This is a genomic window from Limnohabitans sp. WS1 (assembly GCF_003063265.1).
Lineage (GTDB): Bacteria > Pseudomonadota > Gammaproteobacteria > Burkholderiales > Burkholderiaceae_C > Limnohabitans_A.
The window spans coordinates 1-14969 of record NZ_NERU01000031.1 but is presented as its reverse complement, the minus strand read 5'-3'; the positions used below and the strand labels follow the sequence as shown (position 1 = coordinate 14969).

Below are 14969 nucleotides of genomic sequence, written 5' to 3'. Positions count from 1 at the left end.
ATGACGCAGGCCCGAATGCAAGCGAGCCAATCCCGATGAGGAAACCACTGACTGGAGAGCCGTGTGCGGGAAAACTGCACGCACGGTTCGGAGGGAGGGGAGGCCTTGGCCTTTCCTACCCCTATCAGGGGTCATGTCTGCAATTGCATGGGGAGGTGTTCTGCAGTTTGTGGGAGCCCCGCCCTCGGGGCGATGGGTGGTGGTCTGCGAGGGTGATCGCGACGGGGGCGTCGCTCCTACAGGGGGCATGTCTGCGATTGCAGGGGGCCTGTCTGCATTTTGTGGGAGCCCCGCCCTCGGGGCGATTGTTGGTGGTTTGCGAGGGTGATCGCGACGGGGGCGTCGCTCCTACAAAAAAAGTGGCGATGCAAACGGCATCGTGCTGTATCGACAGTGCGGGGGGCACGCCACGGACAGGTCGGGGGTGAGCAAGCGCCAAAAGCGACGGGTCACAGCTCAGTTTTGCATCCCCAATATGAACTGCCGCACGCCCAGCTCGTCCATCTGCCGTTGTTCGTGCCGCTGGACATCTTGCGCAACGGCCTTGTTGTCTTGCTCGACCAGTGACTGCATTTTGTGCAGCTCCATTTCGGCTTGGAGGCGTTTTTTGCGCATTTGCGCCAAGGTGGTCTGGGCTTTGCCCAGATCCAACACCACACGCTGTTGCAGACCGAGCAACTGGGTCATGAACTGGCGGTGGTTCATGCTGGCTTGCATGCCCATCACGGTGCCGTCCCGGGTCTGTTCTTGCAAACGGTACTCGTCGTACAGCTTGCACAGCCGCAGGTGGCTGGCTTCGAGTTGCTTCACATGGTCCAGCGCCTGGGTCAGCTCGTTTTGAGCGGCTTTGAGCTCATCTTCTGCTTTGTTCACCAGCACCGGCCAGCAGCTTCTTGCTTCTCGCATGTTGTTCTCCTTGGTGGTTGATGGATCTGGCCCCGTGAGGTTCGAAGTGAGCGCCTTTTCTTGGGCACGGCGATCCCTGTGGGAGCCTCATCATCTGGACGATGGGGGGTGGTCTGCGAGGCGCTGTCGCGTCGAGGGCGCCACTCCCACAAAAAAAGCGTTCTTGCAAACGTCATGGGGCCGGATCCTCAGTGGCTCATGAGTGCTTGCACTTGCAGTCGGGTGGTGCCCGCGTCTTGGCTGGTGTGCATGTCTTGTTGCAAAAAACTTTCCATTTGCGAGCGCAAGCGAATGGCCTGGTCCAGATCGGCATTGCTGCCCGCTTCGTAGGCACCCACCTGGATCAGATCCTGATTTTGTTGGTACAGCGACCACAAACGCCTGAAACGGTTGGCCAGTTTTTGGTCTTCGGCTGAGAGCAGGTTTTGCATCACCCGCGAGACCGAACCATTGAGGTCGATGGCGGGGTAGTGCGCCGCATCGGCCAGTTTGCGCGACAGCATCACTTGGCCGTCGAGTGAGGCGCGGGCGATGTCCACAATCGGGTCGTTGGTGTCATCCCCTTCTGCCAGCACGGTGTAAATGGCGGTGATCGAACCCACGCCGTGGCGACCCACACCAGCGCGTTCAATCAAGTTGGGCAGCAGCGCAAACACCGAAGGGGGGTAGCCCTTGGCGGTGGGGGGCTCGCCTACGGCCAGGCCGATTTCGCGCTGCGCATGGGCCACGCGGGTCAGGCTGTCCACCAACATCAGCACGTTTTGACCCCGATCCCGAAAATACTCGGCAATCACATGGGTCAAGTGGGTGGCTTTCAGTCGCAGTACCGGCGATTCGTTGGCCGGTGCGGCAACCAGCACCGACTTGGCCAAACCGACCGGTCCGAGCGATTCTTCAATGAAGGCCTGCACTTCGCGCCCCCGTTCGCCGATGAGGCCAATCACCACCACGTCGGCTTCGGTAAAACGCGTCATCATGCCCAGCAGCACACTTTTGCCGACGCCAGAGCCTGCCACCAGCCCCAAGCGTTGGCCCCGGCCAATCGTCAGCATGCCGTTGATGGCTTTCACGCCCACGTCCAGGACTTCCTTGATGGGGCCGCGCTCCATGGGATTGATGGGACGACCTTGCAGGCTCAGCACATCGCGACACTCTGGCTGTGGCTTGCCATCCAGCGCATTGCCGCGCCCGTCGATGATGCGGCCCAACAAATCGGGGCCCAGCCACACCTGAGACGTGTGGCTGAGCACACGCACCTGGGCCCCTGGACCAATGCCCTGCGGTTCGGTGAACGGCAGCAAAAACAGGGTGTCGTCGTTGAAGCCCACCACCTCTGCCTCGACCCGGTGGCCCAGCTGGCCCACGATTTCACAGCATGCGCCCAAGGGGGCCATCAGTCCGCGTGTTTCCAGCCGCATGCCCACCAGCCGCACCAAGGTTCCGCTGCGCTGGGGCTCGGGTGCATGCAGCTCGCCGATCAGCTGGTTCACCTCTTGATCGAAGTTCATGCCGGGGCGTCCTCGCCGGGCTCGGCGTTTTTGATGTGGGTGTCTTGCACGTCAATGACCTGGTGGTCCCAGTCCCGCTTGGGCGTGTTTTCGGGCAGCACGTCGACTTTGTCTTGCACCAGGCTGGAGTCGCGCATCCAGGCTTCGGGCTGGACCAGCAAGCGCCGCGCCAGCGGCTCCAGGCGGTGCTCAATCAGGTCTTGCACCAAGGTGTCTTGCACGCGCACCCGCACACTGCCCGGGCGCAACTGGGCGTCGGGCTCCAGCTGCAGGTGTTCAATGGCCGCTTGGCCCAGCGCTTTGACGCGTTGCAGGTCTTGCGGGTTCAGGCTCACATGCACGGCCTCGGCGGCGTGGTCCAGCTGTTGAATACAGCCCTGAATCAAACCATTCACGGCATGGCCCGACAGTTGCAACTCGGCTCGCACCAACTGCTCGGCCACATGCAGCGACAAGCGCTTGAGTGGCTCAAAAAAACGCTGCGGGTCTTGGCTGATGCTGTTCAGTTCGATGCCCAGGTGCCGGATCAGCTCGCGCTCTTTGGCGCGTTCTGCGTCCATCTCGGCGCTCAGCTGCTTGTGCATCTGGGCTTGGCCATCGGACAGTCCTTGGCGGTAGGCCGCATCGCGCAAGGCGCTCAGGGCAGACTCAGAGACCCGCGTTTCTTCGGCTGGGGGCAGTGCAGGGGGTTCGGGCGTGTCGTCTTTGGGGGACTTGGCTTTGTGTTCAGGCAAGCTGGCGCTGGGCAAAGGCTCGGGCAAGGTCAACGCATCGGTGGGGTCAGAGCGATCGGCCACACGCCAGGGGCCAAACGAATGCACTTTGGCATCATCCCACTGGGTCCGCAAAAAAGAGGGCGTTTGGCTTTTGCCGTTGAGCAAAGCGCTGGCGTGCCAGCTGCCCGTTGGGTTGGCGTTTTCAGACAAAGTCATCTCCACGGCCAGCCAGCACCAGCTCGCCCGCGTCCGACAGCTTGCGGGCCAGGCGCATGATGGTCTTTTGCGCGTCTTCCACATCGGTGATGCGCAGCGGCCCCTTCGATTCCATGTCGTCGATGAACATCACCCGCGCACGCGCTGACATGTTGTCGAAGAATTTGTCCTTGACAAATTCGGGTGCCCCTTTCAGGGCCGTCATCAGCATGTCGGGCTCCACTTTGCGCATCAGCGCCTGGATGCCCCGGTTGTCCACGCCCACCAGGTTCTCGAAGGTGAACATGTTGTCCTGGATCTTCAGCATCAACTCGGGGTCGAGATCTGACAGCCCCCCCATGATGGAGGCCTCCAGATCGACCTTGACGAAGTTCATGATTTTGGCCGCCGCCTTGATGCCACCAAAGCTCGACGATTTGGCCGACGAGTTGCTGGCGAACTGCTTTTTCATGATCGATTCGAGCTCTTCCATGGCCGACGGTTGCACCGTCTCCAGGCTGGCAATGCGCTGCAAGATCTCGGGGCGTGCCTCCGGGGCCAAAAAATTCAGCACGTCGGCCGCCACGTCGTACTCGAGCACCGACAAGATGATGGCCGTGACCTGTGGGTGTTCGTTGCGGATCATGTCGGCAATCGACCGGGCGTCCATCCATTTCAGGATGTCCAGGCCCTTGCTGCCCTGGCCCGGCAAGATGCGGCTGAGCACCGACGAGGCTTTGTCGTCGCCCAAGGCACGCTTGAGGACTTTTTCGACATAGTCCCCCGTGCCCAAGCCCAGACTGGTTTGCTTTTTGAGCATGGCGACAAATTCGTCCAGCACGACGTTCACCGCCTCTTGCGACAAATCAGCGACCGACACCATGGCCGCCCCCAGCGCCTGCACCTCTTTGGGGTTCATGAAGCGGATGATCTCGGACGCCTGCTGCTCGCCCAGCAACAGCATCAGCACCGCTGCCCGCTGAGAGCCGGTCATGGCGGCCAGTTCTTCTTGCAACTCCTCGGTCATCACAATCGGCGCGTCTACAAGCGCCGGTTCGGTGTCTTTGACGTCCTTGCCTTCTTTGCCGTCCTTCCCGTCTTTGCCCTCTTTGCCTTTGCCGTCCTTACCCTTGACCTCTTTGGCATCTTTGCCTTTGGCGTCTTTGTCGCTGTCTTTTTTCGTGGCCATGTCGTTCCATCCTTACAGGGTTCAGGCGATCTTGATCATGCCCTTGAGTACATTGGCCACCCGGCCCGAATCCTCGGCCACCATCATGCGGATGATGGCCACTTTGTCGTCGTACGTATTGGCCGTGTCCAGCATCTCGGCGCTGATGCTCGACTTCTTGGGCTTGAGTTTGGCCTTGATGTCTTCCAGGCTTTCGCCCTCGCCAAGCTGGATCATCTTCATGTCCTCGGCACTCAACTCGCCATCGGCCAGTGCAGCGGCTTTGGCTTTTTCTTCTTCGGCCTGCAACCTGCTGGCCGTCAAGTTGCGCATGATGGGGCGCACCACGGTCAACATGAACACGATGAAACTGATGGCCAGCAAGCCGCTTTTGAAGCCGTTTTGCACCACGTCTTCCAAGTACCAAGGGATGCTTTCCAGCACGGCGGGCGCTTCAAACTTGGCGGGCACCACCGAGACGTTGTCGCCACGCTCGGCGTTGAAGCCCACCACGCCGCGCACCACTTGCAGCATCTGATCGAGCTCTTGGGGGGTGTAGGCAATGCTCTTGGGGGCATTGGGCACCACGGGCGCATCTTTGGCCGCAGGCGGGGCAGGGCGCTCGTTGACGATCACGGCCACGCTGATTTTCTGAATGCCACCGCTGGCGGTGCGCACATGGCGCACCGTCCGGTCGAGCTCGAAGTTGCGTGTCGACCGGTTGCTCAAGGTTTTGTTGTTCGATTCCGATGAGCCCTTGGTCGGGTCCACCTGGGTGTTGTTGGTGGTGGTGGGGGCTGCGGGCGCCGTGTTGGACAGCGAGCCCGGAATGCCTTCGGCATCGCGCAGAGTGGCGCGGTCTTCGGCCACCACCTCGGAGCGCGTGCGTGGGCCTTTGTCGCGGCTGTCAAAGTCTTCGGTGGTGCTCTCCGTTTGGGTGAAGTCCAGCACCAGGTTGACCTGTGAGCGCACATTGGCCTCGCCCACCATGGGCGAGAGGATTTGCATGATGCGGCCGCGCAAGACCTCTTCCATCTGCTGCTTGTGTTGTTCTTGTGCCGAGGTCAGGCCCAGCTTTTGTTCGGTGGACGACTCGGTCATGAGCTTGCCCACGTTGTCCACCACCGTGACCTGGTCCGGTGAGAGATAGGGCACGCTGGACGACACCAGATGAACAATGGCCTGCACCTGCGAGGCCGACACGGCGCGGCCAGGATAGGGTGCCAACACCACAGAAGCTTTGGGCGGTGTTCTGTCCCGCACAAACACGCTTTGCTTGGGCGTGGCCAAGTGCACACGGGCGCTTTGCACACTGCCAATTTGCATGATCGATCGCGCCAGTTCCTGTTCCATGGCGGCGTTCACCTTGACCTGCTCCATGAACTGGCTGGTGGTCATCGACGACTGGTCTTTCAGCCCGTCCAAGCCCGTGGACCCGGCCTTGGGCAAGCCCTGCGAGGCCAAAAAAATACGCGCCTCATGAAAGCGCTCGCTGGGCACCGTGAGCTGGCCTGTGACCGGATCGATTTTGGGATGAAACTCGCCCGTTTTGAGCGAATTGAACGCCGCTTGCTGGTCAGCCTCTTGCAGCCCGGGCATGACCGGGCGGTAAGGCGTGCTTTGCATCCACGAATAGGTCAAACCAAAAATCACCAGCACCACCAGCATCAAAATGAGGGGCAACACGCGGCGCACAGAAGGCTGTTGGATGACTTTGATGAAAGTGTCCGACATGCCCAGGGTTTGCCAAGCGCTCAAACCCCCGCCGGGGGCGGCGCGTGCGCCTTCCCCCGGGGCCGTGGTCAAGGCCATGCTGCCGGCAGTGGCGGGCACCTGAGCTTGAGGGTTGGTCGCCGTCATCAGGCCCGTGTTCATTGATGCAGTAGCTGTGGCCATGGTGCGTTCTCTTTAGATCGATCAGACGGGCATGTTCAAGATGTCTTCGTAGGCCTTGAGCACTTTGTTGCGCACCTGCAAAGTGGCTTCAAAAGCCAGCGACGATTTCTGCATGCTCAGCACCACATCGGTCAAGGACATGGTCTGGCCCCGGTCGTAGGCGGTGCGCAAGTTGGTCGATTGGACCTGCGTCTGGTTGACCTCGCTCAGGGCATCCGCCACAAATTCACCGAAGTTGGTTTTGCCAACTTCGGCTGTGGTGCTTTTGAGCTCATCCGAATCGGGCATGCCCGCGGCCTGGGCCTGGTGGGTGCGCAGTGTTTTCAACATCGAATGGATGCTGGCGGGAGAAATGGCTTTGTCGTTCATGTTTAACTCCTTCAGTAGGCTGAAGCCAAGGACAGGCCGTGCTCACGCAGTTGGGCCATTTTGTAGCGCAGCGTACGGGGGCTGATGCCCAGACGTTTGGCTGCTTCGGTTTTGCTCGGGGTGCTGGCCAAGGTGGCCATGATGACCTGGTGCTCACTCAGGCGAGTGGCGCTGTGCAGGTCGGTGTTGTGCGGGTCGGTGTGGTGAATCGCGGAGTGCAAAGCGCGGTCTTCTGCCTCGTGGGCCGACAGGAGTTCAGGGTGGGCGTGCTCAAAGGGCATGGCCGCTGCTGGCGCAGCACTGACCCAAGCGGCTGTGTCCTGGCTTGGCAAGGCATGTGCTGCAGGGACAAGCATTGGTGCAGCGGGGGGCATGCTGGTCAAGCACTCGTCAAACATCAAATGCGCTGGGCTGATGTGGTGGTCTGTGCACAGCACCATCGCGCGGCGCATCACGTTTTCCAATTCACGCACATTCCCGGGCCAGGGGTATTGCAGCAGCAGGGCTTGCGCTTGCGGGTGCAGCCGCCAGCTTTGGCCGTGTTGCTCGTGCTGCATCAGGCACTGAAAGGCCAGCGGGATGATGTCCTCTGGTCGCTCGCATAAGGGCAACAAACGCAAGCGGAAAGTGGCAATGCGGTAGTAAAGGTCTTCGCGGAACTCGCGGTCCACAATGGCCTGCTTGAGGTCTTTGTTGGTGGCGGCCACCACGCGCACGTTCAGGGCCAGGGGGGTGTGACCGCCCAGGCGGGTGAGCTGACGCTCTTGCAACACGCGCAGCAACTTGCTTTGCAGGTGCATGGGCATCTCGCCAATCTCGTCCAAGAACAGCGTGCCGTTTTGGGCTTGTTCAAACACGCCTTTGTGCTCACGGTGCGCCCCGGTGAATGCGCCTTTTTCGTGGCCAAACAGCATGTCTTCGATCAGGTTTTCTGGCAAAGCCGCGCAATTGAGGGCCACGAACGGTCCGCGTGCGCGGCCTGATGCTTCGTGAAGCACGCGGGCCATGACCTCTTTGCCTGCGCCGGTGGGGCCCACCAACAAGGCGGTCACTTCGGCTTGTGCCACTTTTTTGGCCAAGGCCAACAGGTGCTGGCTGGCGGGGTCCACAAACACCACATTGCGCACCGGCTGGGCGCTGCGTTGGGGGGACGGGGCGGATGTGTTGGAGTGGGCGTTGGCGTGGGTGAGTTTGGCGTGCAACCCTTGCCAAGTGCTGCTGCGCACATCGTGCGAGGCCAGCACGGTCAATGCGCCGCACTGCGTGGCATCGACGGCCAAGTCCATGTCATCGCGGTCCACACGGCAAACCACCGGTGTGCCCAGGCACGCGTTTTGCAAGACTTGCTGAACGTCCTTGAGGCGCGTGACATCGTGCGCCAAGTGCAAGACCAACACCGTGGCATCGCCAGCTTGGGCCACCAAACTGTCGAGTGTGCTGATCGGCATGACGGACCAACCACTCATCTGCAAGGCTTGGGTGTGCTCGGGGCTCAGAGCTGTTTCGGGGTCCAGCCAAAGGGCCAAGGGCGCACAAAAGGTTTGGGACTTCACGTTGTTGACCTCATGTTAATATGAAATTCATCAAGCAAAGTCTGTGCCAGAATTTTTTGAATTCTAAAAAACTCTAAAAAAATAAAAAACACTATTTAAATCGGACTCCAAGAATTCAAATCTTTGACACCTGATTGACGGAAGATTGACAGCGCAGTGCGATCAGCGTCTGAATCCCACCCTCAGGGCGATGAGTCATATCAGCAATGCCATCCCTGTAGGAGCCCCGCCCCCGGGGCGATGGGTGGTGGTCTGCAAGACTTGATCGCGGCGAGGGCGCCGCTCCTACAGGGGAACCCCTGCCCACATGGGAATGCCTGCCCACATGTGAATCCCTGCATTTTGTGGGAGCCCCGCCCCCGGGGCGATGGGTGGTGCTCTGCAAGGCTTGATCGCGGCGAGGGCGCCGCTCCTACAGGGGAACCCCTGCCCACAGGGGAATCCCTGCCCACATGGGAATCCCTGCATTTTGTAGGAGCCCCGCCCCCGGGGCGATGGGTCGTGGTCTGCAAGGCTTGATCGCGGCGAGGGCGCCGCTCCTACAAAGAAGCGTACAAACATCACCGGGCCCAGCACATGCACGGGGCTCATGACTTGGTGGCGGATTTGGCCAAAGGTGGTTTCGGCTCAAAAACATGACAAAACCGACCATCAATCCGCAACACTTCGAGCGAAGGCAACAATTTGGATTGAAAGCCCATGGCGCGGCAAACATAGGGCGTGGCAGGGATGTGGCTCACGCCAAAAAACCGGCACTGCCAGCAATTGGGACCGCGCTTGGGGTCAGCGGCTTGTGTAGGGGAGGGGTTGAATTCAGGCATCAGCGGTCTGGGTCTGGGTGCAAGGACCTGATGGGGGTGGCACAGGGCAAGGGTTAACTGCCTCGGGTTTGCGGAATCAATCGTTCAATCAAACAAATACGGTGTGCAAGTCCAGCTGGGCTTGCGCCCGTACCGCTGTGTTCGGTGTGGCCGCCCAAGCCTGAGCCAGTGACTGGCTTTTGGCTTTGGCGCACATCGCCGCCAGAAACTGGCGGGTGACACAGGGTGTTGGCTGAGCGTTCGGGCGCATGACAGTTTTCATGTCACGGCCGAACGTCATTCAGTGGCTTAGCCTTGCAACAGTTTCATCACCGACTGCGTGCTCTGGTTGGCCTGAGCCAACACAGACGTGGCCGCCTGCGAGATGATCTGAGTACGGGCCAACTCGCTCGATGCCTTGGCGAAATCCGTGTCCAGAATGCGGCTACGCGACTCGGTGGAGTTTTGTGCCACATTGATCAGGTTGTCGGCTGCAAAGGTCAAACGGTTCATGACCGCACCCATATTGGCGCGAGATTCGCTGATGACCACCATCGCTTTATCCAGATTTGCAATGGCCGCTTGGGCATTTGCACTGGTGGTGAGGTTGCTTTGCGCGATCATGTTCAAACCTCCGTCAGTTTTGACATCGGTCGGTTGTGGGTTTACCCGCTCGACGGTGACATTGGACGTGAACGGTGTTCCTTCGACTTTGCCCGTGAATTTGATGCTGCTGCCAGTCCGTTCGACATTCACGGCAAGTGGGGTTGCTGCTTGCCCCAGCTCACGAGCCAAGCCTTTGGCAGCGGCCTCGGTGGGGTTGCCGCTATTGACATCGGCGTCCGACAAGGTGTATTCAAAGACTTTTCCGTCGAGGGTCAGTTTGACTTTGTCACCGGAATCAAAACGGCCGCTGATCGCCAGTTCGTCAACTTGGGCAGCAGCGCTGACCGCGGGTGCTTCCAACTCGGCTTCTTCGGTGGCGAACAAGTTGGCATTTTTAACGGTGGCACTCAGGTCGAGTGTGTTCTCTCCGAAAGTGAGGGCCGTGAATTTCAACACCCCTGGGGTCAGGGCTGCCACTGATGTACTTCCAAGCTTACCACTGGCTGCTTTAACGAGGCTGTCCGTAAATGTGGTCAAGTTAGCCGTTGCGTCTGAGGCAGAGACCTCGTATTCAAACGCGGTGGTACCGTTCTTCAGGGTGATAACGTCACCTTCTTGGAACTTACCTGACAGAGTAAGGGTGTTATTTTCTTGTCTTGCGGTGTTGCCACCCTGTTCGTTGCTAACAGACGCTCTGCCTGCGTCTGCAATTGATGAGGTGCTCGCTTTTGCACTCAGGTCCAATGTGTTCGGTCCGTCAAAGACGGCCGTGAACGTTATCACGCCGGTGTTGCTTGCCGCTGTTGCACTTCCAAGCTTACTTCCATTGTTTACCGCTTCAACGATGCTGTTCGCCATTGCGGTATAGCTAGGTGTGGGGCCGTTAGCGTTGACGGCGTCGGCGACAGTGATCTCGTATTTAAACTCGCTGCTGCCGTTTTTCAGGGTGATGAAGTCACCTGCTTGGTATTGACCTGAGAAAGTAAAGGCGACGGATTGTTTTGAATTGGTGATGTCGACGTTCCCGCCGGTGAAGCCGGTGCCGTCTTTTACAGTTGCAAAACTCCCTGCGGTTGAAAATGAGGCGGTCATTTGTGGGGTGAAACTCAGACCATTGGGTCCAGTGAATTTAATCTCGTTTGTATTGGTCCCACTAGTCAACGCCACGCCCAATGCATTGTCGATTCCTGCTTTGCTGACGATGGCGTCTCTGATTCTTTGCAGGTTTCCGACAATATCGTTAGCCACCACATCGTCTGCCTTAACTGTGTATGTGGTTGAGCCAAACCCCATGTCCAATTTGATGGTGTCATTGGCTTTGTAAGCGCCAGACAGCGTCAAAGTGCTGACTTGAGGTTGGGCTGTCTTAAGGTCTGCAGCTGTTTTGGCCGGTGTTGTCTTCAAGATGTTCTGACTTGTCACAGCCGCATCGGTCCGGAAGTCTTGCAACTGAATCGAAATCAACTGATTGGCGTTGGCACCGACCTGGAATTCAAATTTGCCTGCACCGTTGCCAGCCGTGGCTGATTTGTTGAGAACGTCCATGCCGTTCCACTGGGTGTTTTTGGCAACGCGGTTGATTTCTTGTTTCAATTCTTGGAATTCCATGTCCAAAAATCCACGGTCTTCGACGGTGTTGGTGTCGTTGGCCGATTGGATGGACAACTCACGCATGCGTTGCAGCATGCTGTTGACTTCATTCAGCGAGCCTTCCACGGTTTGGATGAGCGAGATGCCGTCGTTGGCATTGCGAACCGCTTGGTCCAGACCGCGAATCTGCGAGGTCATGCGGTTGGTGATGGCCATGCCGGTGGCATCGTCGGCAGAGCTGTTGATGCGCTTGCCTGTGGACAGCTGCTCCATGGATGTTTCCACGGCGCGGTTGTTGCGGATGAGGGCGTTTTGTGAAATCAGCGATTTCACGTTGGTGTTGATGACGGTCATGATGATGCTTCTTTAACGTTGGAGGAAGTGATGAAGTGGCTTGGGTTGGAAAGGTTGGGTGGCTTGGATCAATGCACCTGGCTTGACGCTTCCAGCGGCAATTGCTCAGAGAACAGTTCTTGCAAAGAAGCGAACTCTTCTTGCAACGCGGTGTCTTGGGGGTGCATGCTCAAAGCTTGCTGGGCCACTTGCATGGCTTGTGCAGGCTCGCACTGGCAGCGCAGCACGCGAATCAGGTGGCGCAGGGTGACTGCGGTGGCCGCGTCGCCTTGCACTTCGACCAGTTTGAACAGCAATTCTTGGGCGCCGTTCCAATCTTGCTGAACTTCGGCCAGCAAGGCGCTGATGGCCAAAATGTCTTCACTCTCGGGGTACAGGCTTTGACCCGCAGCGGCCAAAGCGCTGGCCAGGTCCATGCGGTCGGCCGCCACCAGGTCGGCCATGGTTTGGCGAATTTCTGCCGCAGAAAACTGCGACACATCACGCATGTTGAGCATCTGACCTGCAACGGCTTGGGACAGCATGGCTTGGTAAAGAGAATTCATGTCAGGATTTCCTTTGAAGGGTTGTCAATGGTTCAGTGGCCAATGGCCACAACAGGGGAGCGAACTCATTGAGCAAACAGCGTGCCAACTTGCCTTGGGCCTGTTTCTCTCGACTTTTTTGTTTGAATTCATCGGATTCAAAAAATAGAAGTTGATTTTGTTTTTTTAGAGGCAATAAAGTGGCCGCTGCCAATCCCCAACGGCCATCCATTGCCGCTACGCCAACAAAGCGGCAACCCTGCTTTGGCCAGCCTTGGCTCTTGATTTGCTGGTCTATGTCCGTGTAAACCCTTGCATGGAGGCGCGGCTCCCCCGCCGCTATAAGGCCTCGCAGACCATGACCCATCGCCCCGGGGGCGGGGCTCCTACAAAAATGCAGGGCATCCACAAAGGGCAGGGCATCCGCAAAGGACAGAACATCCACGAATGGCGGGGCAACCACAAATGACCGGGCACCTCCCTGTAGGAGCGGCGCCCCCGCCGCGATAGAGCCTCGCAGACCAGCACCCATCGCCCCGGGGGCGGGGCTCCCACAAAATCCCGGGCACCGACAAATGGCCGGGCATTCACAAATGGCCGGGCACCTCCCTGTAGGAGCGGCGCCCCCGCCGCGATGGGGCCTCGCAGACCACCACCCATCGCCCCTAGGGCGGGGCTCCCAAACGGCCAAAAAAAAGCCTGGCCCACAAGGGGCCAGGATGGAGGTCAAGAACCGATCAGTGGAGGATCGACAGGATCGACTGAGGTGCTTGATGGGCCTGGCCTACTCAGGGCCAGGCTTGAGTTCAACAATCGATCAACGCAGGAGCGACAGAACCGACTGAGGCGCTTGGTTGGCTTGGGCCAACATGGCGGTGGCCGCTTGCGAGATGATCTGCGTGCGGGCCAGCTCGGTGGTGGCCAGTGCGTAGTCTGTATCGAGAACTCGGCTGCGCGACGCGCTGGTATTTTGCGACACGTTGGTCAAGTTATCGGCGGCGTAAGTCAAACGGTTGATGGCTGCACCAAATGTCGAGCGTTCAGTGTTGACGGCTTTGATGGCGAAATCCAAGGCTGTGATCGAGGAGTTCGAATTGGCCTTGTCGGTGATCACAAGGCTGTGAATTGCAGCACTGCCGGAAAAAACACTGTCAGCTTCAGAGCTGCCGGTGGGGTTGGAACCTGCAGCTGCGGTGAAAACAACGTTAGCAGCAGTCGCACCAGTCAATGAAAAGGCGCTGATGGAGCGACCTGCGGTGTCTTCAATTGTCAGCACTTCGCCAGTAGAGCTCACCGAAATACCTTCGTAACCAGAACGACCACGGATTGCAGTTTGAAGCTCAGATGCAAAAGTGGTGATATTTGCAGATGTCGGATTTGCTGCGAGTGCTGTGAAATCGGTAGTTTTAGTGAAAGTCAGGGCTGTGCCACCGATTGTCACAACAGCAGCAGTCGCAGCGGCACCATCCGCTAATGCGCCGAGTTCAACTTGCGCGGAAGAAGTCGTCACACCGCTCGCGCTGGAGGCGAAATCGAATTTCTTGAATGTCACATCGATGGTTTGATCGGCGTTGGCACCAACTTGAAACTGTACTTGACGAGGGGCATTGGCAGCGCCTGATCCCAAATTCACGTTTTCGTTCAGGATTTTCGAGCCGTTCCACTCTGTATTTTCGGCAATGCGATCTATTTCGTTTTTCAGCTGTTGGAATTCATTGTCCAGATACGTGCGGTCATCTTGTGTGTTGGTGTCAGTGGAAGACTGAACTGCCAATTCGCGCATGCGCTGGAGCATGTTGGTCACTTCGACCATCGCACCATCGGCTGTCTGAAGCATCGAAATACCATCGTTGGCGTTGCGCACAGCTTGGTTCAAACCTTTGATCTGCGAGGTCATTTTGCTGCTGATGGCCAAACCGGCTGCGTCGTCGGCAGCGGAGTTGATCCGCTTGCCGGTCGAGAGTTGTTCCATGGCTTTGGTCATGGAACGGTTGTTCACCGTCAGTGAATTCTGCGCAATGATGGATTTGCTGTTGGTGTTGATGACTGACATGGTCAAACTCCTTGAAGAGGTTTATTTCAAAAGGTTGGCAGGGACCCGAGGGGAGCAGCACCTGCCTGTTGGGGACAGAAAGTCGGAAGTGAATTTCTGTTAATGAGTGATTCGGAAGTTGAAAAAAAAGCTTGAGGTTTTTTTATTTTTTTTGAAAACTCAAGATTTCTGGTCCTCCATGAGGCCTTTAATGTTTTCAATGTTGTGGGCCACGCGCAGAGCTGTTTCGCTTGGGATCTGACGCACCACTTCGCCTTCGCTGTTTTTCACGGTGACCACCACGGTGTTGGACACATCGTCCACACTGAAGGTGAGGTCGCGCTTGTTGCGTGCCATTTGCTGGTTCAGGTGTTCGCTGACTTCTTCCAGGCTGCGTCGGGCTTCTTGTGGGTCGTGTTTTTTTTCAACCGCAGCTTGGGCCTGCGCCGAAGGCTGCGAGCGGCCTTGGGCTTCGGCCACGCGTGGGGCTTGCACAGCCGGGGGCGGGGTGGGGACGCGTGAAACGCTGGGTGGTATGTCGTTGCTCATGGCTTTCTCCTTGGTCGAGGCCCCGCAAACAGTGCTGGCGATTGGTCACAGGCGGATGACCAATTCAGGGGCAACGTCACGTTGATTCGTCTGTTTGGAGAGGAACTTGAGAGCTTTGGACCCAAAAGCGGCAAATTGTTGCCGGTGGGTTGTTGATCAGGGCCTTGTGAGGTGGGGAGGACAGGGCTTGTTTGGGGGGCCTG

The 14969-nt window shown here is 58.3% G+C and carries 13 protein-coding genes; all 13 read right to left on the bottom strand.

The window, feature by feature from the left end:
* Nucleotides 1-456: 456 nt before the first annotated feature.
* The 13 genes from B9Z48_RS21090 to B9Z48_RS21025 all read right to left on the bottom strand — a co-directional run bounded on the left by B9Z48_RS21090 (nucleotide 457) and on the right by B9Z48_RS21025 (nucleotide 14766).
* The gene (locus B9Z48_RS21090; RefSeq protein ID WP_108380565.1) at nucleotides 457-906 is read right to left on the bottom strand and encodes a flagellar export protein FliJ; all 450 of its coding nucleotides are present in this window, start codon (nucleotides 904-906) and stop codon (nucleotides 457-459) included.
* A 188-nt stretch (nucleotides 907-1094) separates the two neighbouring features.
* Complete coding sequence (locus B9Z48_RS21085) at nucleotides 1095-2414, bottom strand: FliI/YscN family ATPase (RefSeq protein ID WP_108380564.1); 1320 nt, start codon at nucleotides 2412-2414, stop codon at nucleotides 1095-1097.
* Nucleotides 2411-3346 carry a FliH/SctL family protein gene (locus tag B9Z48_RS21080; RefSeq protein WP_158273339.1) on the bottom strand — a complete coding sequence of 312 codons (936 nt, stop codon included), beginning with the start codon at nucleotides 3344-3346 and terminating at the stop codon, nucleotides 2411-2413. The genes B9Z48_RS21085 and B9Z48_RS21080 overlap by 4 nt, the downstream gene beginning before the upstream one ends.
* A complete protein-coding gene (gene fliG / locus B9Z48_RS21075; RefSeq protein ID WP_108380563.1) occupies nucleotides 3333-4514 on the bottom strand; it encodes a flagellar motor switch protein FliG in 1182 nt (393 codons plus the stop codon). The genes B9Z48_RS21080 and fliG overlap by 14 nt, the downstream gene beginning before the upstream one ends.
* Before the next feature lie 21 nt (nucleotides 4515-4535).
* Nucleotides 4536-6389 (bottom strand): flagellar basal-body MS-ring/collar protein FliF, encoded by a 1854-nt coding sequence (fliF, locus tag B9Z48_RS21070; RefSeq protein ID WP_233261216.1) that lies wholly within the window; start codon nucleotides 6387-6389, stop codon nucleotides 4536-4538.
* 21 nt (nucleotides 6390-6410) lie between these two features.
* Complete coding sequence (fliE, locus tag B9Z48_RS21065) at nucleotides 6411-6758, bottom strand: flagellar hook-basal body complex protein FliE (RefSeq protein ID WP_089960365.1); 348 nt, start codon at nucleotides 6756-6758, stop codon at nucleotides 6411-6413.
* Nucleotides 6759-6769: 11 nt separating this feature from the next.
* Nucleotides 6770-8311, bottom strand: coding sequence for a sigma-54-dependent Fis family transcriptional regulator (locus B9Z48_RS21060; protein ID WP_233261215.1), 1542 nt, complete (start codon nucleotides 8309-8311; stop codon nucleotides 6770-6772).
* Nucleotides 8312-9220: 909 nt separating this feature from the next.
* On the bottom strand, nucleotides 9221-9394 hold the full coding sequence (locus B9Z48_RS21615; RefSeq protein ID WP_158273338.1) for a hypothetical protein: 174 nt from the start codon (nucleotides 9392-9394) through the stop codon (nucleotides 9221-9223).
* 26 nt (nucleotides 9395-9420) lie between these two features.
* Nucleotides 9421-11661, bottom strand: coding sequence for a flagellin (locus tag B9Z48_RS21960; protein WP_108380559.1), 2241 nt, complete (start codon nucleotides 11659-11661; stop codon nucleotides 9421-9423).
* A 68-nt stretch (nucleotides 11662-11729) separates the two neighbouring features.
* The gene (locus B9Z48_RS21040) at nucleotides 11730-12206 is read right to left on the bottom strand and encodes a hypothetical protein (protein WP_108380558.1); all 477 of its coding nucleotides are present in this window, start codon (nucleotides 12204-12206) and stop codon (nucleotides 11730-11732) included.
* A 1-nt stretch (nucleotide 12207) separates the two neighbouring features.
* Nucleotides 12208-12630 carry a hypothetical protein gene (locus B9Z48_RS21035; RefSeq protein ID WP_146186349.1) on the bottom strand — a complete coding sequence of 141 codons (423 nt, stop codon included), beginning with the start codon at nucleotides 12628-12630 and terminating at the stop codon, nucleotides 12208-12210.
* A 372-nt stretch (nucleotides 12631-13002) separates the two neighbouring features.
* Nucleotides 13003-14238, bottom strand: coding sequence for a flagellin (locus B9Z48_RS21030; protein ID WP_108380556.1), 1236 nt, complete (start codon nucleotides 14236-14238; stop codon nucleotides 13003-13005).
* A gap of 159 nt (nucleotides 14239-14397) precedes the next feature.
* Nucleotides 14398-14766, bottom strand: coding sequence for a flagellar protein FlaG (locus B9Z48_RS21025; RefSeq protein ID WP_108380555.1), 369 nt, complete (start codon nucleotides 14764-14766; stop codon nucleotides 14398-14400).
* Between the last annotated feature and the right edge of the window lie 203 nt (nucleotides 14767-14969).